We start from the raw sequence: 23,298 nt of genomic DNA, 5'->3' as shown, positions 1-23,298 counted from the left end.
CACAAGGCATCACGTCCCGATGTAGTGCACCTTCAATCGTCGTGTCTTGGGTGCCTCGCGATGTTCGAAGAGATACAGGCTTTGTACGCGGCCCAGCGGAAGCTGCCCCTGTTCGACCGGGATGGACACCTGCGTTTGCGTCAACAGCGCCCGCAAATGCGATGGTGCGTTGTCGTCTTCGCTCGGGCGGTGGTGATATTTGCCTGGTGATTTGGGGACCAGTTCTTCGAAGAACGTCTCGATATCCTTGACCACCTCGGGATCGGCATTGGCCTGAACCAACAGCGCGGCACCGGTGTGGACGCACCAAAGGGTCAGCAGACCCGAGACAAACTCATGTTCGGAAACCGCACGCTGAACCACCCCGCTGATGTCGGTGAGGGATTTGCCGGGCGTTTCAATGGACAGCTCAAAAAACTCTTGCTTCATCCATCAGATCCTTTCCTTGATCTTGCGCGAATGCGCCCAGCTTTCCGCACCCCATTCGGCATTCATAGTTGAGGCTTAAGTATTTGATTTGTAACACGATAGAGCTTTCATTCATGCAAACAGGTTTTTGAACCTGTCCACACACAGACGAAACCCATCTTCGAAGTTTCCGTTGCCGGGATGATAAACGCTCTCGAAGGAAATCACGCCATCATAGCCATCGGATCGGAGCGCGTCCGCGATGGGTTGGAACAGAGGCGCAAGCTGACCTTCCCCCATACGGCGCACTTCCAGCGTTGCCCGTGGCGTGTCGACCTTTACGTCCTTGATGTGAATGTGACCTAAATAGCCGCCGCGCAGTTCTTCGTAACCGTCCGGGTATGCCAGTTCATGGCACCAGCAGTTGTTTCCGGGGTCCCAAAGAACTTTCAACGCATCCTTTGTATCCAACTCGTCGATCAGTTTGCGGGCGGTATAGTTGGAATTGACCAGCGTGCCGTTTCCGGTTTCCACGACAAGCGTCACGCCCTCAGTCCTGGCCAATTCAACCGCCGGCGCGATCAGCGGCGGCATCGAGTCCCATATCCCATGCGCCACGTTCCACTTCTCGGCGCCGTTTTTTCCCCAGAGTATCTGCTCTTTTCGTTGGGTCATGATCCGAACCAGCGGAGACCCCACGACATGCGCCATGTCGATCACACGTTTCAAGGCGTCCATGTGTCGGGTGTGCAGGTCGTCACCGGGCCTGTTGGCAGCTGTCATCCCCGCGAAGATATGGCGCGACAGACAGGACACAGGCTTGCCCCGGTCGCGCAAGAGCGCGTCGATCTCGGCAATTTCCTGCGGGGAATGGTCCCCGACCTCGGTGTCGCCTACGAATTGAAGCTCTGCATAGTCGAGGCCAAATTCGTCCATAACGTCCACGGCATGCCGCAGATCGCGGGAAATGCCGTCGCAAATCACACCTAGTTTCATGTCCGGTTCCCTCAGCGATGCAATTCTGCGCCAACGATCTCTTCGATGACGCGGGTACACACCCAGTTGTCGCCGTTCGGGTATTTGGTTTTTCCGGCGTGAAAGATCTGCATTGCGGACGAGGCGGTATGCATGGGAACGCCCAACGCACCGGCTAGTGCCAGAGAGATCGTCAGGTCCTTGTGCATGGTTGCGATATGGCTGCCGGTAGCCTCAAACTTGCGATCAATGATGTTTTCAAGGGCGGTGTTCACAACACCGCACCCCGCGCTGGAGGATGAGAACACGTCAAGCAATGCCTGACCGCTGACACCGGCTTTGGCCGCCAGGGCCGCAGCCTCGAATGTGGCGGAAAAGATCGATCCGATCAGGGATTGCAGGCAGGCTTTCACGGTTTGCCCGTCACCGGCGTTTTCTCCGACCCGGTGGATGGTTGCCGACACTGCCTGCATGACTTCGGCATTTCGATCCAGCACATCCGCGGCACCGGCAGCCATCATCGTCAAAGTGCCGTTCTGCGCGCCGGGAAACCCACCCGAGACCGGAGTGTCGATCAGGTGGATGCCCGAACCCTCCATGTCTTGCCCGATGGCGCTTGCTTCGGCCGGTGTAATGGTCGCGGACAGGATCACAGTTCCGCCTTCGGCCATGTTAGCAACCAGTCCGTCTTCACTCAGAATGACATCGCGGGCCTGATCTCCGTTCATCACCATGACAAACACGCTGGCGGCGTGACGACCGACCTGACCCACGCTGTCCTTGGCCAGGCCGCCCATGTCGGAAAATGCGGTCATGCGTGTCTCGCTCAGGTCGAAACCGGATGTTTCAAAGCCATTCTTGATCAGGTTCTTGGCAAGGCCGCTGCCCATGTCGCCAAGACCGATTACACCTGCTGTTTTCATTTGGACTCCTCCCGTTCTTCCGTCTTTGCCGTCTGGCAGACGTTTCGAAAATTGATGCCTCAAGGCATCGGTTTTCGCGGGAGTTTCACGCGTCTTGAACAGACGTCGGGCGAGTCCGGAAGACACCCCGCTGCCCGTTTACGTCACGCAAGTAAACGAAGAATGCGGCACACAGGCAAGCAAAGAAGTGTTACTGGCGGAAAGAAACTGCCTGATCCGACGTGTCAGGAAAACGCCGCCATGATGCCGCGCAGTTCCGCCAACCCGCGCATGCGTCCGATCAGCGGATAGCCGGGAGTGCTGTGTCCGCCCAGATCGCTCAGCAGCTCTTGTCCGTGGTCGGGTCGCATCGGAATTTGCCAGTCACTACGCCCTTGAGATTTGCGGCGGCGTTGTTCGTTCATCAACTCGCGAATGGTTCCGACCATGTCGGTGTCGCCCTCCAGATGCGGAGCCTCATAGAAATCCGGCTTCTGGCTGTCCGACCCCGCGATGCGTCGGGTATTTCGCAAGTGAACAAAGTGAATCCGGTCGCCATGCCGGCGCACGAAGTCTGGCCCATCGAATTCGAAGGAAACACCAAGCGATCCGGTACACAAGGTTGCGCCGTTCGCGGGCATATCAACCGCATCCAGTACGGCGCCGTAGTCCTCGGTACTGGACATGACCCGCGGCAGACCGAGCAACGAGAAGGGTGGATCATCGGGATGACAGCACAAGCGCAGACCCAATTCTTGGGCGACCGGGGCGACTTCAGACAGGAAGTCGATGAGGTTCGCGCGCAGCCGGTCACGGTCTATCTCGGCATATGTCTGCAGCAAGCCGCGTACGTCCTCTACGCTCCACTGATCGTTGGCGCCGGGCAGCCCCGCGGTGACATTGTGCTGCAACTGGGCCTTGGATTCCTCCGACATGCGCGAAAAGCGATCCTTGGCCACTTGCTGGACGGTGTTGGAATAGTCTTCGGACGCGCCCGGACGTTCGAGAATATGTATGTCAAAAACTGCAAAATCGGTCAGGTCGAACAGCATGGCCGTTCCGCCATGCGGCTGTGGGGCACGAAGGGCGGTGCGCGTCCAATCCAGGATCGGCATGAAGTTGTAGCAAACAACTTTGATGCCACTGGCGGATAGAGCCCTGAGGCTGGACTTGTACGCCTGCAGATGCTCGGCCATGTCTGCCGACTGCGTCTTGATCGCCTCGGAGACTGGCAGGCTTTCGACAACGTCCCAACTGTACCCGGCCGCGGCCAGAACGGCCTGCCGGTCGGCGATGCTCGGTTCGTCCCAGGGCAGTCCAGGCGGGATGTGATGCAACGCAGTAACGATGCCCTGAACCCCGACCTGATGTAGATCGGCCAGAGCGATCGGATCATCGGGTCCGAACCAACGCCAGCATTGTTTCATGGCAGCCATCCTTCATACAGTGGGTGATCGGGCCTGATGGGAAGGGCAACGCGCTGCCCGGTGCGCGCCGCGTGATAAATCGCCGTAACAAGGCCGATGGACGCAGCGCCATCCTTCAGCGTAACGGCCGAATTTGCCTCGGACCGCAGCGCCTTGCCGACTTCGGTAAAAAACCCTTCGAACCCCGTTGGCTCGGCAGCGGCGGCTGCAAGAGCCGCGTCGATAGCGGCTTGATCCGCCGGGTCCCGCGCGACGAATGACCAGGGCGTTTGACCCGGGGCATAAGGTTCGGTGCCAGAGGTGGCGGTCAATTTTTCAAAGACGAACCGCAGGCGGGTTTCGTCCGTGGCAGCGCCCAAGGTGATATTGCTTGTGCACAAGGCTCCGGAAGCCATGCCAAAGCAGATTGCGGCACAGTCTTCGGTCTCGATCGGGTTGACCCGCGTTGTGGTCATTGCAGACACCCAGGCGATATCGCCCGCAATATGTGTCAGCAGATCATGGTTGTGGATGGCATGGCCCAGAACCGCGCCGCCGCGTTCACCGGCCCATGTTCCCCGCCACGGCACCGCGTAATAGTCCGCCCCTCGGGACCAATGGGTTTCAAGCGCGGCAGTTTGGACCGCTCCGGTCAGGCCTGCGCGTTGCAGGTGGCGCAGTTGGGCCAATGACGTGCCCCACCGGTATTGAAAAACCGGAAACACATGCTTGCCCGCGTTGCGTGCGGCTGCCGTGATCCGATCCACATCCCGCATCGAGGTCGCAAGAGGCTTTTCGCAGACAACGTGTTTTCCTGCGGCCAGTGCCGCAAGCGTGGTTGGTACATGCAGATGCGGCGGCAGGCAGATGTCGATGACATCAATCGTCGGATCATCCAGAGCGTCCTGAATGTTGGTCAGTGTTCGAAAACCCGAGTTCTGTCGTATCTGTTCGATCCGGTCCGTATTCTGGTCGACCACGGCGGCTACGCAAAAGGTGCGGTCAAGCCGTTCCAGAGCGTCCAGATGTTGCGCACCGATACCTGCGCCGAGGATCGCAACGTTGATCATCTGCGTTCCGCCATTTCCTGCGCGCGCAGTGCCAGTTCCATGACTGTAAAGCAGTGGGTCTGCGTCATTGCGGTTTCAGTCCGGTTGCGAATGTCATCGGCCAGGCGCGCAAAGTAGGGGAGGCCGGCGTCGGATGCGTCGATCTTTTGGCAGGTTTCTCCGTTGACGAGGATCAGATGATCTGTCCCCGTGGCTCCACCCACGTCGACGTATTTCCGCAACTCGACATAGCCTTCGGTGCCCAGGATCGTCAGACGACCATCCCCCCAGTTTGGCAGGGCATCTGGCGTGAACCAGTCAACCCGGATGTACCCGGTGCCATTCTCGCCGCGCAGATTGACCTCGCCGAAATCCTGCAATCCGGGATCCTTCGGGTATGCGTAGTTCGCCACGTAGGCGTTCGTGATTTCTGCGCTTTTTGAACCTGTGTAATGTAGGAATTGATCAATCTGATGTGAGGCGATGTCGGTCAGAATGCCGCCATAGCGGTCACGCCGAAAAAACCATTCAGGCCGGGTTGCCCGGTTCAATCGGTGCGGGCCAAGTCCGACCGTCTGGACCACGCGCCCGATGGCACCGGCCTCGACCAGCTCGGTGGCCCGGGTGCTGACGGGCGTTTCGAACCGTTCCGAGAAGTTCACCGACCAGATCCGACCGGTGTCCGCAACCGTTCGCTTGATCTGGTCCAGTTGCTCGAACGTCGTGCAGCCCGGCTTGTCGCTCATGACATCCATGCCGTTCTGCATCGCGCGGACCGCCAACGCGGCCCTATCTGCCGGTATCGCTGAAATCAGCGCCAGATCCGCCCCGCTGGTCAGGGCGTCTTCCAGTCGGGCCAGCCGCGGAATATCGGGAAACCTTTTGACGTAGCCCGCCAGCGTCTCCGGATCGCCCTGTGTCCAATAGCCAACGCAGTCTACGCCGATTTTGCGCATGTTTTCTGTCATGCCATAGATATGGCGGTGGTCCAGGCCAAGGGCGACGCAGGTCAGGCTCATGAGATGACTCGTGTTTTCTGGCCGGTTCGATTGGCGATCTGCATCGCGTCGATGACGGCGTGGGTCAAAAGGGCACTGCGTCCTGTGGCCATAGGTTGCGTTCCACTGGAAACGGCCTTGGCGAAGTCCTCGATGACCGCTTGGTGCCACGCATGCGTGAACGCCATGGGATCGGCCCCTCCGCCTGTGGCGGCGGTTTCGCCGACCGTGGATTCCCGGCCGTCGAAAGTGGTCACGGTCAGGACACCTGACTCCAGATGCGCTTTGGCGCGCGTGCCCTGGATCGTGATGGACTCAGCAGCCCCGGGATATTCGGCGGTAGTTGCCATCAACGTTCCCACCGCGCCGTTGTCCATTTCAAAGATTGCACCCGCCCAATCCTCGGCCTCGAGATCGTGTAGTGGAGTTTTTCTCATCACGGCCTGAATGTCCGAGATCGGCCCCAGTAGCCACATCGCGAGGTCAAGCGTGTGGATCGCCTGCGAGATCATGACGCCGCCTCCGTCACGTGCATACGTGCCGCGCCCTGGCTCGTCATAGTAGCTCTGATCGCGCCACCAGGGGACACGGATCTCCACTGTGGCGATCGTGCCCAGTTCCCCCTGTTCGATGGCCGATTTCAGCGCATGCGAGGCGGCGCGGGCGCGGTGCTGAAAAACGATGCCCAGCGGTACGCCAGAGGCCTCGCACTGCCCGACAATGGCTTTCGCGGCGTCCAGCGTTCTTTCGATGGGCTTTTCCATCAGGATAGGTTTCGAAGCGGTCGAAAGAATCTGTACCAACTCTGTGCGCTGATCGGGCGGGGTTGCGATGATCGCAAAGTCGACCTTTGGGTCGTTTGCGATTTCCTCGACCGAGACGAATGCGCGGGTCTCGTTTCGCCGCGCGAACTCAGCTGCCTTGTCAGGACTGCGCCCGAGGACTCCGGCAAGACTGAGGCCTTGATCCGATGCCCGAATGGCGGCGACATGCGTGCCAGAAACCATCCCCAAACCAATCAGCGCAATATTCATTCAGTCCCCCGGATCACCCGGTCAGTCTGCGGGTTCGAACGGGAAAGATGCAACCATTAAAAACTGTGTTAACAATTGCGGGTAGCAGTATCGGAGGCAGAATTGACTGGCAATTTGAATGGGATGGCAGAAGACCTGTACCTGGGCATCAAGGACCTGCCGATCGTGTCTCCGCATGGTCACTGCGATCCGGGGTGGTTTGCAACCGATGCGCCGTTCCCCAACCCGGCAGAGCTGTTGGTGGTCCCCGACCATTACGTGTTCCGTATGCTCTATTCGCAGGGAGTTCCCTTGTCGGAACTCGGCGTTGGGGAAGAGGGGCGAAAGAAGGATCCTCGCGCCGTTTTCCGCACCTTTGCCGAGCACTGGCATCTGTTTCTGGGAACGCCTTCCCGGATCTGGATGAACTACGTGCTGCATGAAACGCTGGGCGTGTCTGAGGAGTTGTCTTCGCGTACGGCAGATCTGATCTACGACAAGATCTCCGAAAAGCTGGCGCAACCCGATTTTCGCCCGAGGGCTTTGTTCGACAGGTTCGGGATCGAGGTTCTGGCCACTACGGATTCGGCTCTCGACACTCTCACACAGCATCAGGAGATCCGTGCAAGCGGTTGGGGCGGGCGGGTTGTTCCGACGTTCCGCCCGGACGGGGTTTTGGATGGGGCGGACCCGGAGTTCGTACAGAACCTGAACAAGTTGGCCGAGCTGACAGGCTGCGATCTGGACAGCTATGATGGCTACCTCAACGCGCTGCGGATGCGGCGGGCTTATTTCATCCAGCTTGGTTGTACCGCCACGGACCACGGTATCGAACGCGTACAGACCGAGTGGCTGGAGGACCCGGATGCGCTTTACCAACGGCTGAGACGGCGGGAAGGGACCGAACAGGACGCGCGCCGGTTCTATGGGCATATGCTGATCGAAATGGCGCAGATGTCTGTCGATGATGGACTGACCATGCAAATACATGCAGGCAGCAAGCGCAACACGAACGACTCGGTAATGCGGGACTTCGGACGGGACAAGGGGGCCGACATTCCAATCGCGATGGATTGGGTCACGGGCCTTGAGGCGCTGTTGAACCGGGTCGGAAACTCAGCGGAACTGCGCATCATTCTGTTCACACTGGACGAAGGCACCTATGCCCGTGAATTGGCCCCTATGGCGGGACATTGGCCGTGCCTTCGGATCGGACCGCCTTGGTGGTTCCATGACAGCCCGGCTGGGATTGCGCGGTATTTCGATCAGGTCGTTGAGACGGCCGGGTACTACAACCTGGCCGGATTCAATGACGACACGCGAGCCTTTCTGTCCATTCCTGCACGACATGACCTCTGGCGGCGAGGCGTGGCGATTCATTTGGCCGAGCAGGTTGCGCGCGGTTACTTCGGTCGGGACAGTGCCGAGCATCTTGCTCGGTTGCTGGCGGTCGATCTGGCGAAACAGGTTTATGGGTTGCAAAGCTAGATGGGTACACTTCTTCACTTCGGCCTCGGAAACTTTGCCCGGGCGCATTTGCTGGACTACACCGATCAAGCGGGCGGATGGGACGTTGTCGGCGTCAGCCTGCGTTCATCCTCGGTTCGGGATGGATTGGCCCGACAGGGTTTCGAGTACGATCTGTGCGTACAGGGGCAGGGTGTCCGTCGCATCAAAGTTCTGAGGGATGTTCTGGTCGCGCCCGAGGATCGTGCAGCGGTTTTCGATGTGATGGCGGATGCCGAGATCATCTCGGCGACAGTGACCGAGAAAGGTTATCATCTTGATGCCGCGGGCAAGCTGAACCTTCGGGACCCGGCGATTGTCGCCGATCTGGCGGGGCAGGGGCCCGCAACGCTGATCGGGTTTCTTGCCTTTGGTCTTGCGGAACGGCGCAAGCCAGTGACGGTGCTGAGCTGCGACAATCGTATGGAGAACGGAAAAACGCTCGAAACGGCCGTATCCGATTTTGCCAATGCAGCCGGTCTGGACGTCAATTGGGACGTCGTTCGCTTTCCCAACGCGATGGTCGACCGGATCACCCCGGCCACAACGGACGCCGTTCGCGCAATCAGCGGTGACCCTATGGCCGTTCCGACCGAGGCGTTCTCGGAGTGGGTGATCGAAGACAGTTTTGCTGGCCCACATCCGGATTGGCAGGGCGTGCAACTGGTCGATGACGTGGCCCCGCACGAGATGCGAAAGCTGCGCATGTTGAACGGGGCCCATTCCCTGTTGGCTTATGCCGGGTTGGAGAGAGGTCTGACCTATGTCCACGAAGCGGTTCGAGACCCGGTTCTGCGCCCGCTGGTTTCCGAGTTGATGAAGGATGCGGGCGCAACGCTGCCCGCAGCGCTGCAAGCGCAAGCTCCGGACTATGCCGAGGCTCTGTTGCGCCGTTTTGAAAACCCCGAGCTGGCGCACCGTCTGGACCAAATCGCGATGGATGGTAGCCAGAAGCTGCCCTATCGATTTGTTCCCACACTCCGTGAGACCGGCTCTCAGGCGGTGATTGCGGGGATGCGGGCCTGGATCTCCTATTGCATGTCCGAGACCGCCAAGGGCAGGGCGCTGAACGATCCGTGCGCGTCGGAAATCGCTTTGGCTGCCAAGCAGCCAGATCCGCTAGTGCCGCTTTTGCGTCTTGTCGGAGCCGAGGATCTCGCGCCGCTTATCCGGGAATGATCGCGCCGCGGAACTGAACAACGGTGGATGCCAGATTGTGTCCAGCCATCAAGGCCTCGGCCTGTGATTTCCCAGTCAGCAACGCCGCAAGGTACCCACCGTTGAAACTGTCGCCCGCCGCGGTCGTATCCAGCACGTTTTTGGCAGGCTCATAGGTTTGGTCAATGTTCTGACCGATGGACAGGGGGCCATTCTCTCCGCGCTTCAACGCGCCGACTCCGTGATGACCCGCAAAGCGTGCCGCCACCTGATCGGCGCTTTCCCCGAACAGTGCCATCTCGTCGTCGATGGATGGCAGGGCAAAGTCAGCACGCCGCCAAAGCCGTTGGTTGATCTGCCGGGCGTGTTCAACGCTGTCCCAAAGACGCGGACGAAAGTTGCTGTCATAGACCAACCGGACTGAAGCGCCTTCGAGCCAGTCCAGAAGCGCAAGCCTTACCGAATGCGGAAGAATGGCCACAGAAATCCCCGACAAATACAGCACGTCATAACCGTTCAACGAGCTGAAATCGTGATCGGAAAAAAGCTGACGGGCGGCCGCTTCGCTGCGCCAATAGGTAAAGCTGCGTTCACCGTCCGCAGAGGTCGTGATCGCGTACAGGCCCGGAGAGGCGTTCGGAATGATGCGGATGCCGGATGTCCCGACGCCATGACTGGCGATGAAGTCCGCGATGCGCCCCGAGAACGGGTCGTCGCCCAGACATGTCACATACTCCACCTGCAGGTCAGGCGCTGCGCGGTGCATGTAGATGGCCGTGTTCAGCGTATCGCCCGCGACACCCACCTTCGCGCCGGTTTCCAGCATGGACAATTCAATCATTGCTTCGCCGATGCAGGCAATTCGCATCATTTCTTTTCTCTTTTCCAGATGATGAGACCGGCAGCCATGATCAGCGCAGCCCCTGCCAACGTGAATGCGTCCGGTACCGTGTCAAAGAACAGATAACCCCAGATCGCAACATAGATCAGGAACGAATAGGTAAATGGCATCAGCTGGTTCGCCGTTCCGAACCGATGCGCGTTCGTCAGCAGTTGATGCCCGCACCATCCAAAGACGCCAAGACTGATCAGGACGATCATGCTCCACGTGTTTTCCGGTTGGATCCAAAACCAGATGGCGAAGGGCAGCAGGACCACTGTACCGGTAAGTCCGAGGTAGAATTGCATGGTGTCCACGGCAACAACCCCCGACAGCCTGCGCGTCATGATCGAGTACAAGGCCAAAGCGGTGGCATTGTAGACGATCAGCAGCATGGTCAGATGAAAAGCCGAACCAAACGGCCGCACGACAACCAGCACCCCCAAAAAGCCCAGGATGATAGCCGCCCAACGCCATGGTCCCACTCTCTCCTTCAACACGAAAACGGACAGGAAGCACACGATGACCGGGCTTGAGAACATGATTGCCGACACGACGGTCAGAGGCAAAAACCGCAGGGCATAGAAGTTGAAAACGGTCGCCGAGATCAGCAGTAATGCCCGGCTTATCACCTGCCAAGGGTGGTCGGTCTTGAACCGGCCAGCCTCGATCCCGCCCTTGGCGATCACGCCCACTGAGATCACGAAGTGCCCTGCATAGCGCATGAACGCCAACTGAAACGCCGGCACGCCGGCCAACGCCAACCATTTGGCCCCAAGGTCAACCAGCGAAAAGAACAGCCACGCCGTCAGCATCAGCACGATGCCAAGGCGCGGCAGGTCCGCGTTGGGGTTGGCGATGACGGCCATAGATCAGGTGTTGAAACGTTTGACGTAGTAGTCAACCATCTGGCTGACCATGTCATCCGCCTGACCGTGGTCGCGCGCGTCGTTCAGCGCCGAAAGCGCGCCCTGCGACATCACGCTGGTAACGCCGGCCTCGCGCGCCATTCGATCATAATACCCAAGGTCTTTTGCCGCGTTCTTGATGGCAAAGGCCAGCTGGTTTGGATCATTCTCGACACCGTAGGCTTTGACGAAATCCATCATGCCGGAATGCAGCGGCCCTGCGGCCATGACGTCATACAGCTGCTTGCGGTCAACGCCGGTGATGTCAGCCATTGCAAAGGCTTCAGCCATCGCGTTCGCGACCGTCATTCCGAAGAAGTTGTTGATCAGCTTGATCGTATGTCCCGATCCGACAGGGCCCAGGTAAAAGACGTTTTCACCCAGATCCTTCAGTGTCGGCTCGGACTTGTCAAAGGCAGTCTTGTCACCGGACGCCATGATGTTCAGCTTGCCTTCCAGTGCATGCGACGGCGTCCGGCCCAGTGGCGCGTCAAGATAGCTTCCGCCGGCTGCGGCAACCTCCTCGGCCAGGGCGCGTGTACTGCCCGGAAGCGAGGTGCCAAAGTCGATGACGATCGCCCCGGGCTTCAGTCCCGCGATCACTCCATCAGCACCGCGCATACGGCCCTCGACCTGTTCGGACGTTCCCATGCACAGCATCACGATGTCGCTGGCCTGAGCCAGTTCCCGGGCGTTTTGCGCCTCGCGGGCGCCCCGGTCAATCGCGGCGTCCAGATGTGTGCGGTCGCGGTTTCCCAACACCGTGACAGAGTATCCCTGGTCCAAAAGCCGGCTCACCATGGCTCCGCCCATAAGTCCCAGGCCGATAAACCCGATTGATGGTTTGCTCATTGGTTTCCCTTTCCGTGAATATGTCTGGTTTTCATTCTTGTGTCTGTCGCGAGCGGATTTGCAGTCTGATTGCTCATATTGCCCGGGGAATAGTCATTGGTCTTTTGAATGGTCCGATATTTTGCCCTGCCGCGTCTCAGTCAGGCCGGGGCCCGCGCTCGGGCCGTTCGCGCCTTCAGCTCCTGTTCGATGCGTGATGTGACTTCGAGCGTTCGGGCTGCATCCTCGACGTCGATCAAAGGTGGGGCGCCATCGATCACGTCAAGGAAGTGATCCAGTTGCGCCTCCAGCGGTGTGCGTGTTTGGTCCGGCCTTGGAAGTTGGTCTTTTTGGGCCGCAGTGCCCCAATCCTGTCCGCGCCACAGGGTCATGGATGGAAAACTGAAGGCGCCCTTGGTTCCCGTGATCCACATCATGTCCTGGCGGGTCGTGCCGATGTTCGGATTTTCGCCGGTTCCGGCTTCAAACCCCCAAGGGCTGGGCGCGGTGTCGGCAAAGCTGATGGTACCCGTCGCGCCGTTTTCGAATGCGATCGCGACAGCGCCGCTTTCGATCCGATCAGATTCGCGGATCGACGCACCGGGCAGGGCGACGACATCCGAGATTTCTCCGATCACAAAGCGCAGGACATCAATATCGTGCACGAGATTGATCATCACCGGGCTGCCATCGGAAGTCCGCCAGTTCTGTTCAAAATAGCTGTCGGGTTTACGCATGGCCCACAGCAACGAGACGTTGATGACTTGTCCGATCGTACCTTGCGCGATCACCTCCTTCAGGTGCTGCAAGGTTGTGTGGTACCGCCTATGGTGGCCGACCAGGCTGCGGACATTGGCCTCGCTAACAGCCGTCTTAAGGCGCAGGGCATCATCGACCGACGCGGCAACCGGCTTTTCGATCAGCATATTCCAACCGCGGGATGCGGCCAGAATGCCATGTTCGGCATGCAGGCGGGTCGGCGTCGCGATGATGACACCATCCACTGTGTCCTGCACCTCGTCCATACTGGCAAAACGCGGCGCGTCGATCTGGATTGAGCCATCCGGATCGGCCAACCCGACCAACGTGCAGCCGGGATGCTCAATGACGGCGCGGACGTGGCGGATACCGATCAATCCGCCGCCGGCTACGAGGATCCGTTTCACATCACCGCTCCGATCTGCCAGGGAACGAATTCGTAGTCACCCAGGCCTTGCGCCTCGGACTTGGTTCGCGCGCCCGAGGCGACTTGGAGCAGCCGTCGGTATATCTCCTGTCCTTTTTCTTCGACGCTGACGCCTTTGGTCAGAATGTCGCCCGCGTCCACGTCCATTTCTTCGGGCATGCGCGCCGCCAATTCGGAATTGGTGGCGATTTTCAGCGTCGGTGCCGGTTTGGACCCAAAGGCCGAACCGCGCCCCGTGGTGAAACACACAAGGTTGCACCCGGCCGCGATCTGGCCGGTCACCGAGGCCGGGTCGTATCCGGGGCTGTCCATGAAGGTGAAGCCTTTGGCGGTGATGGGTTCGGCGTATTTGAATACACCGGTCAAAGGGGTGGTTCCGCCCTTCGCCGCAGCCCCCAGCGATTTCTCGAGGATGGTCGTCAGACCCCCTTGCTTGTTGCCGGGGCTTGGGTTGTTGTCCATCGAACCGTGATTGCGGGCGGTGTAGTCCTGCCACCAATCGATCAGTCCGATCAGTTTTTCCCCAGTTGCGCGGTCAAGGGCACGGCGGATCAAAAGATGTTCGGCTCCGTAGATTTCGGGCGTCTCCGCGAGGACACCCGTGCCATCTTGAGCGACCAACAGGTCGCAGGCATGTCCGAGCGCCGGGTTCGCCGTCACACCGGACCAAGCGTCCGATCCACCACATTGCAGCGCAACCATCAGTTCAGACGCCGGGGCTTCTCTGCGCTTTGCCTCATTGGCAATGGGCAGCATCTGGTTGATCTTGCTGATGCCCATTTCCACGGTCCGACGCAACCCGGCAACGTTTTGGATGTTCATCGTCTGGAAGGTTGGACTCTGCTTCAACCCATATGCGTCCAGCAGCCAGTCGATCTGGTTCATTTCGCAGCCCAGACCGACCATCAGAACGGCAGCGTGGTTGGGATGTTTTGCAAACCCCCACATGACCCGTTGAAGAGCTTCGAAACCGTCGCCGGAATCTGCCATTCCGCAGCCCGTTCCGTGGACAAAGGCCACCACGCCGTCGACATTCGGATACGCGGCAAGCTTGTCCGGCGTGAAGTGGTTAGCGATCATGCGGGCCGCCGTAGCAGAACAGTTCACGGTGGTCAGAACCGCAATGTAATTGCGCGTGCCGACCCGACCGCTGTCCCGATGGTAGCCCATGAACGTATCGACCGAGGTGGCGGGTCTCATAGGCCTGTGATCCGTCGCAAACTCATAGTCCACGCTGGTGTTTCGGAACTCGACATTATGGGTGTGTACATGATCGCCGGGGTGGATCGGTTGGGTGGCGTAACCAATGATCTGGGCGTATTTTCTGACCGGATCACCGGGTGCAAGGGTCGCCGTGGCGACCTTGTGGCCCGATGGGATGCGCGCATTGGTCGTGACGCCTTCGACCACACTGCCGGCCTCCAGCAGCCGAGTTGCAACCACCACGCTATCCGTTCGATCTAAACGTACAAAAGTCATAATCAGCTTTCCTGGCGGCTGCAGCTAGGCGCAGAACGGCGAGTCCGATGTCCACCGGTGAATATCTATATGCGGCTGTCCAGACAGCTTTGCTCGCGCCGCCTCCCAATTGGATTTGCAGACACGCCAATCCCGCAGCTCGGTTTCGGGGCGCGATCTGGACCTTGCGATGAAGCTGGGGAAATGGTCTCGACCGGTGGGCTGGCCTGCCGCACTGAAGCGGATGTCGAACGACCAGCGGAACCGGTCCGTTTCGTTGACCAACGACGCATGTGGCGTCAGAGGATGAAACAGGATGACCCCGCCTGCCTTGACGGGCAAGGGCACGGCTCGCTCTTCGTCAATGAATCCGTCGGCAATGCCTGTCTGCGTCCGCGCGCAATGCGGTAGGATGGATTGGCCCTTTGCCTTAGGCAGCACTTGCAGGCAGCCGTTCTCGATCGTTGCATCGTTGACGGCAATCCAGACCGTGACCATGTCGGTCTGGTCCGCATCCTCCAACGCAACTGCCCGGTCCTGATGCCAGTCCGTTGCGGTGATATGCGCGCGCACCTCATCCTTGGACAGCTTGAGGGCAGGGGGCTTCAGCCGAACGTGCTGGATCGGATTGCTCACCAACTCTGACCCGATCAACTGCTCGACGATGTCCAGCATGGGTTGGGCCGTCAGCAGGTCGAACACGGCGGGCCCAATATGGAACGGTGTGTCAGCCATGATCCGGTCGCCGGGCAGCGAGATGTCCAGCGGCTGGAAATAGTCGCAACCGGCCTGATAGGCGGACAGAAGTTTGTCCCAGAAGGTCATTCCTGACGGCTCGTCCTTGACCAGCCCCTTTTCGTACCAACCGTCATAGAGCCGGTTCAGGACATCCGAGTATTCGGTCTGTACCCGATCCAGGACATCGCCGGGAATTACATCCTCGACCACGAGGTATCCGTCCGCCTGGAACTTGCCAATCTGATCTTGTGTCAGCATGGGTGCAACCTCACAACAGCAGCGCGATGATGCCCGGCCAGATCAGAAGAACGGAAAGCGCCAGCAGCTGGATCCCGATGAATGGCAGGAAGCCGCGGAAGATATCCGTCAGGCTGATATGCGGCGGGGCCACGGATTTCAGGTAGAACGCCGCCGGGCCGAACGGGGGCGACAGGAAGCTGACCTGCATGTTCATACAGAACACGACGCCAAACCAGATCGCGACATGGCTGGGCTGCAACTGACCGATGAGTCCGATTTCATCGATGGGAAGGCGCAGGACGATAGGCAGAAAGACCGGGATGATCAAAAGCACAATGCCGACCCAATCCATGAACGCGCCCATGAACAGCAGGATCAGCATCATCACCAGAATGACCAGCATGGTCGGCAAGTCTTGCCCGACGATCAGATCGGCCACGTATTGGGGTCCGCCAGCAATGGTGTAGGCACCCGCCAGCGCGGCGGCCCCGATCGTAACCCAGATGATGGTGCCTGTGGATTTGAGCGTCCGCATCAAGCTGTCCCAAACCAGTTCGAACGATCCTTCACCGCGTAGGATGGCGATGATCAGAACGGCGAAGGCGCCCATGCCTGCAGCCTCGGTGATGCCGGTGATCCCGCCATAGATCGAACCGAGCACGACGCCGATGACGACAAGCGGTGCAACGAGGCCTTTGCCCATTTCCCAGCCGATTTTTGCGCGCTGTCGACCAAAGACAAAGAATATCAGCAAAAGGGCGACGATGGTGATGCCAGCAAACCAGGGCAGGTAGTCAGCGGTACCCAGCCGTGCGGGCTCGCCCTGGCTGGCAGCGTTCGAGCCGGAAAGCTCGAAAAACGCGGCGCGGATAAACAGAACGGTGGAAAATCCGGCGACGACGATGCTCATGAAGGCGGCAAACAGTTTGCGCTTTTCGGTTGGCTCGGGGTCGTTCGGGTCCGGTTCCGGCAGCGGAGCGTGGTGGGGATTCAGCCGCGTGCGGATGATGATGTATAGGATGATCATCGAGGCCAGCATGAAACCCGGGATGAAGGACGCGGTGAACAGCGACTTGATCGAGGTTTCGGTGATCAGCCCATAGATGATCAGAACGATCGAGGGCGGGATCATGGTCCCCAGCGACCCCGAGGCGCAGATCACGCCGATCGCGAGATTCTGATCGTAGCCGAGGCGCAGCATCTGGGGCAGGGCGATCAGACCAAGAAGGACAACCTCACCGCCGATGATGCCGGACATGGCCGCCATGATCACCGCCATGATCGAGGTCACGATCGCAATGCCGCCACGTGTTCTGGACAGCCAGACATTCAGCGACGAATACATGTCGCGCGCGATCCCGGACCGCTCCAGCAGCGATGCCATGAAGATGAACAATGGTACTGATATGAGCACGTAGTCCGTTAAGAGCCCGTATATCTTCTGCGCCAGAATGTAGAGTGGCCCAGTCCCCGGGCGTCCGGTCAGAATGCCGTCACCGAATGAAAACGGGTTCAAAAGAAGTGTTGGTTCGAACTTCAGAACAAGAACCAGAACCGCAAGCGAGGCCGAGGCCAGACCCAAGGGCATCCCGATCGCCAGAAGCACGATCAGGGCGACCATCAGGATGAGTGAGATCGTTCCAATATCCATCAGTCTTGTCCCACCGCTCGTTTGATCATTTCAATTTCGTCTTCGTCCGGTTCATCCGTGTGGATTTCCGGTTCTTTGTTCCAATCCGCGATCAGGTTCAGAATGGCCTGCATGGCGACAAGGGTGATCACGATCAGGACCATGGGCTGCAACGTCGCCGGGATCGGCGGGTTGAAGGCCGAGCCATAAAGCTCCCATTTGTAAAGTTTGTTGACGAAAACCTGCTGATAGCTGCCGTAGACTAGAAAGAACGCGAACATCACGATCAGGATGGTCGAGATCGTGTCGAACACCCGCTGCAACCAGCGAGGAACCGCATCATACAGCAGAAATATCCGGATATGGCTGCGTTGCTGCATGGCATAGTAGCCGGACATCAGGAATACGAAGCTGGCGAACCACAGCGTCATCTCGTTGGCCCATTCGGTCGGCTTCTCGAGGATGTAGCGCATGAAGACTTCGTACAGCATCACCACCGTCATGATGGCGATCATCATCATCGTGACCCGACCGATGAACAGGGCGAAGCGGTCCATCGCAGTCGTACCCTCGTATTCCATCGCGGCCGGCTGGACGGTCTTGGTTCCGATCACCGCAAGGATCGGCAGCAGTATCAGCGCGCCGATATCCACTATATCGACAAATCCGCCGAAAACCCCGGCCATTTCGGGCGTCACGTCGCTGCGCAGATAGATTTCCGTTACCTGGCTTTTCAGAGAGTCGGACGTGTACGGCAGCCAGTCCAACAGGAAGGCCGGCAAATGCCAGACGAGCCAACTGGCCGTTGCGACGAAGGCGAGCGGTATGAGCCACTCCAGTATTCCGCCTGAGTTTTTTTGCATCACGTAGCCCTCGTCCTTATCCGTCGATCCGGTGGTGATCGATAAACTCCAGGTCCGGCTCGACGCCCAATCCGGGGCCGGTCGGGATCGTCACGCGGCCGTTGTTGGCCTTGACTTGTTTCTGAATCTCCAACGGAACGGTCAGCAGATCGTCGCGGAATTTGTTGTCCGTGGTGTCGAATTCCAACATCGGTTCCCAAGGGTGCAGCCCGCCCGGCATTGCCGGCATTGCCGCGAGCAGATGCAGGTTGGTGGCCACAGCAACCGCACTTCCCCAGACGTGATTGACGACCGGGGTGAAGTGCGTGTGGCACAGCGCAAGTACCCGCAGATACTCCGAGATTCCGCCCAACGCGCATACTTCGGGCTGAGCGATATCGACACTGCGGTTTTCGAGAAGCGCGCGCCACGCCCAGCGATTGAAGACAGCCTCGCCGCCGGAGATATTGATCTTCAGCCCCGCGCGCAGTTCGCGATAGCCGTCAAGATCCTCAGGGGCCACCGGTTCTTCAAACCAATAGGCGCCAAGCTCTTCCAAGGCACGGCCCACATAAAACGCGTCCGAGGTCGTGTAGGCATGATTCGCGTCGACCATGAAGGGGAAGTCTTCGCCAACCCCGCGACGCACCGCCTCGCAGAGCTGTACGTCCGGTTTGGGTCCGAACCCGGTTTTCATCTTGGTGGCGACAAACCCTATGTCCTTGATCGTTGCGGCTTCGTCCTTGAACCGGGCGGCAAGGTCGGCAATCGGCTCATCCCGCAGCATCATTCCGTAGCCGTAGCAGGGAACGCTTGTCCGATGCGCGCCGCCGATGAGTTTGTGCAGCGGCAAACCGGCCACCTTGCCGACGATGTCCCAAAGGGCGATGTCCACGCCGGACAGCGCCTGTATCGGCATTCCGCCTTGCCCATGATCTCGCAGAAGGTTGTACACCTTGTGCCAGATCACGTCCTTGTCCAAAGGGTCCAGTCCCAGGACCATCGGCTGAATGACCTGTTCAACGATGGATTTGTTGGCTCTTGCCACGTTGCCGGGGCCAAAACACTCTCCCCAGCCGGTCACGCCCTCGTCGGTTTGAACCTCGACCAGATGGGTTGTGCGCTTGTCATAATACTGCTGCGAATACCCCAGGACTTCGGGCATCTCGTACTGCAGTACATGGCTGGTGATCTTGGTGATTTTCATGAAATGCAGGGTCCCGGGCACATTCGGAGAGGCCGTCAGCACGGCCTTTCCGATTGTTGTTGAATGGCCGAAGCCCGATTATTGCATTGCGCCCAGATCGCGCAGGAAGTTGATGTGGCTTTCCAGCAGCGCCTTAGCCTCTGGGGTCGTGGCGAACTCGGTCCACCCGACCTGAACGGCTGCGCGGTAGGCGGCCAGATCTTCCGGCGACCATTCATACAGCTGAACGCCTTTGGCCTTCAGGTCCTTGGCGGTCTGAGCGTTCTGCACTTCGTTGATCGTCGCATTGTGCAGCGCCAGGCTGTCCATCGCGACTTCCATGATCTTTTTGTGATGTGCAGGCATCGCGTCCCAAACGTCCTTGCGGCAGGCCAGGTGGTCTGCGGGCATCGAGTGGAAGCCGGGATAGTTCGTGTGACCGGCGATTTCGTACAGACCCAGACCCACGTTGTTGGTCAGGTTCGCAGCGTCCGCGCCGTCGATGATGCCGGTTTCCAGAGCGGTGAAGATTTCGTTGAAGTCCATCACGATCGGCGATGCGCCCAGCTCGGCAAACACCTTGGTGGCCAGGCCCGGGGGCGAACGGAATTTCCAGTCTTTGAAGTCATCGACCTTGGCGATCGGCTTTGTCGAGGCCAGAGATTCCGGTCCCGGGATCCACCAGCCGATGAATTCCATGTCGTAGCCGTTGTACAGGTCATTGACGGCATCTCTGCCGCCACCGTGCAGCAGCCATGCCATTTGCTGATAGGGGTTCTGGTAACCGCCCAGCAGATCGCCCGCGAACTGGAAGGCCGGGTTCTTACCGGTCTGATAGCCGCCGCCGGTCATGTCGCAGTCGAGGATGCCCGTTGCCGCGGCATCGAAGGTTTCGACCGATTTGACCACCGAGGACGAGTAGAACATCTCGACTTCGATCTCGCCGTTCGACATTTCCTGGATGTCTTCGACGTATTTTGCCGCCATCTGCCCGGACAGCGTTTCGGGCGAGAAATGGGTTTGAATTCTCAGTTTGGTCGTTTCGGCCACCGCGAAACCGGCCGCCATCGTCGTTGCTACGGCCGCAACAGCCGCTGTCTTGACTATTTTCATAATGTCCTCCCAGACGTTGAGCAGTGCGCCGGGTAGGAGATCTTGCCGCCTCCCTTGTCGACACGCTGCTAGACGTTAAGCGGTCGAATCGAATGCAACAAGAAAAATATGAAATTTCCAAAAATTTCGAGATTCTTGCAATAAATCGAAAATACGACTAGGACACTAAGGGGCCAGACCTGAAAGGTGCAAACCGGAATGAATGAAGAAGTAGATATTTATCAGCACCTTAAAATGCGTCTGATCTCGAACGGATTCGAGCATGGTGCCAAGGTTCGGGCCGAAGAGTTGCGCAAGGACTATGGGTGCTCGGCCAGCACGGTTCGCGAAGTTCTTTTTCGGTTGTCATCGGTGGGTTTGGTGGACTTTCAGGAGCAGAAGGGCTTTCGCGTCCCGAAGCGTTCACCGCAAAAACTGATCGAGCTGACCCACATCCGCGTTTTGCTGGAGGGAGAGGGCACCGTAATGTCGATCCGCAACGGCGGGGTGGATTGGGAAGCCAGGCTGACCGCGGCGCATCACAAACTGAGCCATATCGAAAAGCGCATTCATGCCACCGACGACCCTAGCGAGCTGATCGAGATCTGGTTTGCTTCGGAAAAGGAATTCCATCAAACGCTGATATCGGCCTGTGGGTCGGACACGTTGAAGCAGATGCACGGCCGAATTTACGCGCAGTTCCGGCAGCAATTGATGGTGGCGGACCGGCGGTTCGAGTTCATCTCCGAGAACATCCGGCATCACGCCGACATCCTCGAGGCCGCATTGTCCGGCGATGAGCAACAGACCAAGCAGAAGATTCATGACCACCTCAAGCGCCATCTGACAGGCAAGACGATGGGCGACTAAGCGCGGAAGTCATCCTCAAGATAAACGCGGATGATGTCTTCAAAGCTCGACTCTGCGCGGAAGCCCAGCTCAAGCGCGCGATCGGTTTGAAAGTCGCGTGGCCAGCCTTTGACAATGCGCTCTATGTCCGGGTCGGGAACATGCTTGATCAGGTTGACCGCGTCTTGACCGGCGATGGTCCGCAAAGCTTCGATCTGTTCGGCGACCGTACAACTGATGCCTGGCATGTTCAGGGCGCGCCGGTCGTTCAGCAGTTTCGTATCAAGATCGGCCGCGTGGGTCAGAAATCGTGCCGCTGCCCGAGGGCTGGCGTGCCAATGGCGAACGGTGTCGTCGACCGGCAGAACCGCCTCGAGCCCGTTCAGGGGCTCTCGTATGATACCCGAAAAGAAGGAGGAAGCGGCGGCATTTGCCTTGCCAGGCCGCACGCACAGCGTCGGCAGACGCAGGGAGATGCCGTCGATGTATCCTTTTCGACTGAAGTCGGAAATCATCAACTCGGACGCAGCCTTCTGCGCCCCGTAGCTGGTCAGAGGGGCGCATAGGAATTCATCGTCGATCCTTGCGGGGAAAGGGGCGCCAAAGACGGCTATGGACGAAGCGAAGACCAGCCGCGGGCGGTAGGCGCCGCTGGTGGCGTTATGCTCGTCCTTCAATGCGTTCAACAGTGCCCAGGTCGTCATCAAGTTGACGTCCCAACCAAGGTCAAAATCAGCTTCTGCCTGACCCGAGACAATCGCGGCCAGATGAAAGATCACGTCAGGGCGCTGAGCTGCCAGAAGCTTGGCCGAGTTCGGGGCCGCGATGTCGCCAACGATTTGTTCTCCCGGTGCACCCTCGACCGGAAATGAAAGGTCGAACAATGATACACGGGCGTCCGGACCAAAGGTCTGCTCGGCCGAAATGTGATGCGCCAGCTTCTGACCCAGCATTCCACCGCCGCCGATGATGAGGATATGCGTCACGACATGCCATTCCGTTTTCTGAGCTCGAGGTAGAGCGCAGAGTGATCCAGCTCGGCCCCATCCATTTCGTTTATCAGGTATTCGAACCGGTCGCGTACGGCTTGCGTATTGGGCAGTTCCAGGCCGAGACCGCGCGCCTCAGCCAGGGTGTTGTCCAGATCCTTCAGCTGAAACTTCGAGAGCCCGCCGGGAACGAAATCCCGGTTGGACATGCGTTCTCCGTGCTGTTGCAGGATCACGCTGTCGGCAAACCCACCGCGCAGCGCGGTGCGCAAAGCAGCCGGGTCTGCGCCACCTTGTTCGGCCAGCAGGGTTGCCTCGGCAACGGCGGAAATTGTGACGGCGACGATCGTCTGATTGGCCAGTTTGCACAATTGACCTGCGCCGCTGGGGCCGACATGCACGGGGCGCCCCATGGCGGAAAGGACTGGCAGTACCTCCTGCATGACGCCCTCGTCGCCCCCCACCATGATCGCCAGCGAGCCCGCCTCGGCCCCCCTGGTGCCACCGGAAACCGGGGCATCCAGATGCCGCAGGCCGAGGGTTTCGAGATGGGCAGACTGCGCGCGGGCATGTTCAGGCTTGGCGCTGGACATGTCGATCCAGACGGCGCCAGGTTTAAGCTGGTCGCAGAAAGAAGGGTCTTCCAGCAGCGCGCCGGTTGCGTATCCGTCGGACAGCATGGTCACGATCACATCGGCTTGGGCAACCGCGTGGGCCGGGGTGTCCGCAACCGTGGCACCTTGGTCCGCCAATGGTCGTGCCTTTTCGGCGCTGCGGTTCCAAACGGTCAGGGGAAAGCCTGCCGCAAGCAGGTTTCGTGCCATCGGCGCCCCCATTAGGCCGGTGCCCAAAAGGGTCACTTTGCGCTGTTCGCTCATACTTGCTTATCCTCCTTCGGGCCGCACCACGCATGGTTATAGCCAAACCAAAATCTCTGTCATACGCTAACGGCATCAAGTTCCTGCGCCAAAGCCTGTCGCGTGTCCATGCAGAATTTTTTGGTGCTGCCCGGTCGCACTCGGGCCCGGGGTCGTGGTGTTTGATCGCAAGTAGT

The 23,298-nt window shown here is 59.1% G+C and carries 21 protein-coding genes and 1 pseudogene; 3 read left to right on the top strand and 19 right to left on the bottom strand.

Annotation, left to right across the window (positions count from 1 at the left end; genetic code table 11):
- Positions 1–9: 9 nt before the first annotated feature.
- The 7 genes from AC2FNL_RS09765 to AC2FNL_RS09735 form a co-directional block, all read right to left on the bottom strand.
- Positions 10–429: a secondary thiamine-phosphate synthase enzyme YjbQ gene (locus AC2FNL_RS09765; RefSeq protein WP_170437089.1), complete on the bottom strand. Its 420-nt coding sequence runs from the start codon at positions 427–429 to the stop codon at positions 10–12.
- Between the two features lie 111 nt (positions 430–540).
- Positions 541–1,404: a sugar phosphate isomerase/epimerase family protein gene (locus AC2FNL_RS09760; protein WP_496833356.1), complete on the bottom strand. Its 864-nt coding sequence runs from the start codon at positions 1,402–1,404 to the stop codon at positions 541–543.
- Positions 1,405–1,415: 11 nt separating this feature from the next.
- Positions 1,416–2,306 carry an NAD(P)-dependent oxidoreductase gene (locus tag AC2FNL_RS09755; RefSeq protein WP_496833355.1) on the bottom strand — a complete coding sequence of 297 codons (891 nt, stop codon included), beginning with the start codon at positions 2,304–2,306 and terminating at the stop codon, positions 1,416–1,418.
- A gap of 224 nt (positions 2,307–2,530) precedes the next feature.
- A complete protein-coding gene (gene uxuA, locus AC2FNL_RS09750; protein WP_496833353.1) occupies positions 2,531–3,712 on the bottom strand; it encodes a mannonate dehydratase in 1,182 nt (393 codons plus the stop codon).
- Positions 3,709–4,761, bottom strand: coding sequence for a Gfo/Idh/MocA family protein (locus AC2FNL_RS09745; RefSeq protein ID WP_496833351.1), 1,053 nt, complete (start codon positions 4,759–4,761; stop codon positions 3,709–3,711). Before AC2FNL_RS09745 ends, uxuA begins: the two co-directional genes overlap by 4 nt.
- Entirely contained in the window at positions 4,758–5,759 is a 1,002-nt protein-coding gene (locus AC2FNL_RS09740; RefSeq protein WP_496833349.1) for a Gfo/Idh/MocA family protein, read from the bottom strand. Before AC2FNL_RS09740 ends, AC2FNL_RS09745 begins: the two co-directional genes overlap by 4 nt.
- Complete coding sequence (locus AC2FNL_RS09735) at positions 5,756–6,772, bottom strand: Gfo/Idh/MocA family protein (RefSeq protein ID WP_496833348.1); 1,017 nt, start codon at positions 6,770–6,772, stop codon at positions 5,756–5,758. Before AC2FNL_RS09735 ends, AC2FNL_RS09740 begins: the two co-directional genes overlap by 4 nt.
- Before the next feature lie 123 nt (positions 6,773–6,895).
- On the opposite strand from AC2FNL_RS09735, the gene uxaC reads away from it, so the two are divergent.
- Positions 6,896–8,239: a glucuronate isomerase gene (gene uxaC / locus AC2FNL_RS09730; RefSeq protein WP_496833347.1), complete on the top strand. Its 1,344-nt coding sequence runs from the start codon at positions 6,896–6,898 to the stop codon at positions 8,237–8,239.
- The gene (locus AC2FNL_RS09725; protein WP_496833346.1) at positions 8,240–9,436 is read left to right on the top strand and encodes a mannitol dehydrogenase family protein; all 1,197 of its coding nucleotides are present in this window, start codon (positions 8,240–8,242) and stop codon (positions 9,434–9,436) included.
- Here the strand turns inward: AC2FNL_RS09725 and AC2FNL_RS09720 are convergent.
- From AC2FNL_RS09720 to AC2FNL_RS09675, 10 genes and pseudogenes are all read right to left on the bottom strand, one after another.
- Positions 9,423–10,286, bottom strand: a complete 864-nt coding sequence (locus AC2FNL_RS09720) for a sugar kinase (protein ID WP_496833345.1) — start codon at positions 10,284–10,286, stop codon at positions 9,423–9,425. The two genes, AC2FNL_RS09725 and AC2FNL_RS09720, sit on opposite strands and share 14 nt — an antisense overlap.
- Complete coding sequence (locus AC2FNL_RS09715) at positions 10,283–11,164, bottom strand: DMT family transporter (protein ID WP_496833343.1); 882 nt, start codon at positions 11,162–11,164, stop codon at positions 10,283–10,285. Before AC2FNL_RS09715 ends, AC2FNL_RS09720 begins: the two co-directional genes overlap by 4 nt.
- 3 nt (positions 11,165–11,167) lie before the next feature.
- Positions 11,168–12,076, bottom strand: a pseudogene (locus AC2FNL_RS09710) (NAD(P)-dependent oxidoreductase); the annotation flags it as partial.
- Between the two features lie 119 nt (positions 12,077–12,195).
- Complete coding sequence (locus tag AC2FNL_RS09705; protein ID WP_496833341.1) at positions 12,196–13,200, bottom strand: Gfo/Idh/MocA family protein; 1,005 nt, start codon at positions 13,198–13,200, stop codon at positions 12,196–12,198.
- Positions 13,197–14,699 (bottom strand): UxaA family hydrolase, encoded by a 1,503-nt coding sequence (locus AC2FNL_RS09700; RefSeq protein WP_496833339.1) that lies wholly within the window; start codon positions 14,697–14,699, stop codon positions 13,197–13,199. Before AC2FNL_RS09700 ends, AC2FNL_RS09705 begins: the two co-directional genes overlap by 4 nt.
- 24 nt (positions 14,700–14,723) lie before the next feature.
- A complete protein-coding gene (locus tag AC2FNL_RS09695) occupies positions 14,724–15,674 on the bottom strand; it encodes a phytanoyl-CoA dioxygenase family protein (protein WP_496833337.1) in 951 nt (316 codons plus the stop codon).
- A gap of 10 nt (positions 15,675–15,684) precedes the next feature.
- A complete protein-coding gene (locus AC2FNL_RS09690; protein WP_093961715.1) occupies positions 15,685–17,307 on the bottom strand; it encodes a TRAP transporter large permease in 1,623 nt (540 codons plus the stop codon).
- A complete protein-coding gene (locus tag AC2FNL_RS09685; RefSeq protein WP_496833336.1) occupies positions 17,307–18,149 on the bottom strand; it encodes a TRAP transporter small permease subunit in 843 nt (280 codons plus the stop codon). The genes AC2FNL_RS09690 and AC2FNL_RS09685 overlap by 1 nt, the downstream gene beginning before the upstream one ends.
- A 16-nt stretch (positions 18,150–18,165) precedes the next feature.
- Entirely contained in the window at positions 18,166–19,335 is a 1,170-nt protein-coding gene (locus AC2FNL_RS09680) for a mandelate racemase/muconate lactonizing enzyme family protein (protein ID WP_496833334.1), read from the bottom strand.
- A 78-nt stretch (positions 19,336–19,413) separates the two neighbouring features.
- The gene (locus AC2FNL_RS09675) at positions 19,414–20,427 is read right to left on the bottom strand and encodes a TRAP transporter substrate-binding protein (protein ID WP_093961716.1); all 1,014 of its coding nucleotides are present in this window, start codon (positions 20,425–20,427) and stop codon (positions 19,414–19,416) included.
- 198 nt (positions 20,428–20,625) lie between these two features.
- Here AC2FNL_RS09675 and AC2FNL_RS09670 point away from each other — a divergent pair, with 198 nt between their 5' ends.
- Entirely contained in the window at positions 20,626–21,276 is a 651-nt protein-coding gene (locus AC2FNL_RS09670) for a GntR family transcriptional regulator (RefSeq protein ID WP_496833332.1), read from the top strand.
- Here the strand turns inward: AC2FNL_RS09670 and denD are convergent.
- Positions 21,273–22,241 (bottom strand): D-erythronate dehydrogenase, encoded by a 969-nt coding sequence (gene denD, locus AC2FNL_RS09665; RefSeq protein WP_496833330.1) that lies wholly within the window; start codon positions 22,239–22,241, stop codon positions 21,273–21,275. The genes AC2FNL_RS09670 and denD overlap by 4 nt on opposite strands.
- Positions 22,238–23,122, bottom strand: a complete 885-nt coding sequence (locus AC2FNL_RS09660) for an NAD(P)-dependent oxidoreductase (RefSeq protein WP_496833328.1) — start codon at positions 23,120–23,122, stop codon at positions 22,238–22,240. Before AC2FNL_RS09660 ends, denD begins: the two co-directional genes overlap by 4 nt.
- Positions 23,123–23,298 lie beyond the last annotated feature (176 nt).

It is taken from the genome of Ruegeria sp. CRTD044, assembly GCF_059613485.1.
This window is presented reverse-complemented; position numbering and strand designations above follow the sequence as displayed.

What these genes read in the sequence shown, in the direction of transcription:
- AC2FNL_RS09765 (WP_170437089.1), bottom strand. Translation starts at nt 429, where the DNA reads ATGAAGCAAGAGTTTTTTGAGCTGTCCATTGAAACGCCCGGCAAATCC.
- AC2FNL_RS09760 (WP_496833356.1), bottom strand. Translation starts at nt 1,404, where the DNA reads ATGAAACTAGGTGTGATTTGCGACGGCATTTCCCGCGATCTGCGGCAT.
- AC2FNL_RS09755 (WP_496833355.1), bottom strand. Translation starts at nt 2,306, where the DNA reads ATGAAAACAGCAGGTGTAATCGGTCTTGGCGACATGGGCAGCGGCCTT.
- uxuA (WP_496833353.1), bottom strand. Translation starts at nt 3,712, where the DNA reads ATGAAACAATGCTGGCGTTGGTTCGGACCCGATGATCCGATCGCTCTG.
- AC2FNL_RS09745 (WP_496833351.1), bottom strand. Translation starts at nt 4,761, where the DNA reads ATGATCAACGTTGCGATCCTCGGCGCAGGTATCGGTGCGCAACATCTG.
- AC2FNL_RS09740 (WP_496833349.1), bottom strand. Translation starts at nt 5,759, where the DNA reads ATGAGCCTGACCTGCGTCGCCCTTGGCCTGGACCACCGCCATATCTAT.
- AC2FNL_RS09735 (WP_496833348.1), bottom strand. Translation starts at nt 6,772, where the DNA reads ATGAATATTGCGCTGATTGGTTTGGGGATGGTTTCTGGCACGCATGTC.
- uxaC (WP_496833347.1), top strand. Translation starts at nt 6,896, where the DNA reads ATGGCAGAAGACCTGTACCTGGGCATCAAGGACCTGCCGATCGTGTCT.
- AC2FNL_RS09725 (WP_496833346.1), top strand. Translation starts at nt 8,240, where the DNA reads ATGGGTACACTTCTTCACTTCGGCCTCGGAAACTTTGCCCGGGCGCAT.
- AC2FNL_RS09720 (WP_496833345.1), bottom strand. Translation starts at nt 10,286, where the DNA reads ATGATGCGAATTGCCTGCATCGGCGAAGCAATGATTGAATTGTCCATG.
- AC2FNL_RS09715 (WP_496833343.1), bottom strand. Translation starts at nt 11,164, where the DNA reads ATGGCCGTCATCGCCAACCCCAACGCGGACCTGCCGCGCCTTGGCATC.
- AC2FNL_RS09700 (WP_496833339.1), bottom strand. Translation starts at nt 14,699, where the DNA reads ATGACTTTTGTACGTTTAGATCGAACGGATAGCGTGGTGGTTGCAACT.
- AC2FNL_RS09695 (WP_496833337.1), bottom strand. Translation starts at nt 15,674, where the DNA reads ATGCTGACACAAGATCAGATTGGCAAGTTCCAGGCGGACGGATACCTC.
- AC2FNL_RS09690 (WP_093961715.1), bottom strand. Translation starts at nt 17,307, where the DNA reads ATGGATATTGGAACGATCTCACTCATCCTGATGGTCGCCCTGATCGTG.
- AC2FNL_RS09685 (WP_496833336.1), bottom strand. Translation starts at nt 18,149, where the DNA reads ATGCAAAAAAACTCAGGCGGAATACTGGAGTGGCTCATACCGCTCGCC.
- AC2FNL_RS09680 (WP_496833334.1), bottom strand. Translation starts at nt 19,335, where the DNA reads ATGAAAATCACCAAGATCACCAGCCATGTACTGCAGTACGAGATGCCC.
- AC2FNL_RS09675 (WP_093961716.1), bottom strand. Translation starts at nt 20,427, where the DNA reads ATGAAAATAGTCAAGACAGCGGCTGTTGCGGCCGTAGCAACGACGATG.
- AC2FNL_RS09670 (WP_496833332.1), top strand. Translation starts at nt 20,626, where the DNA reads ATGAATGAAGAAGTAGATATTTATCAGCACCTTAAAATGCGTCTGATC.
- AC2FNL_RS09660 (WP_496833328.1), bottom strand. Translation starts at nt 23,122, where the DNA reads ATGAGCGAACAGCGCAAAGTGACCCTTTTGGGCACCGGCCTAATGGGG.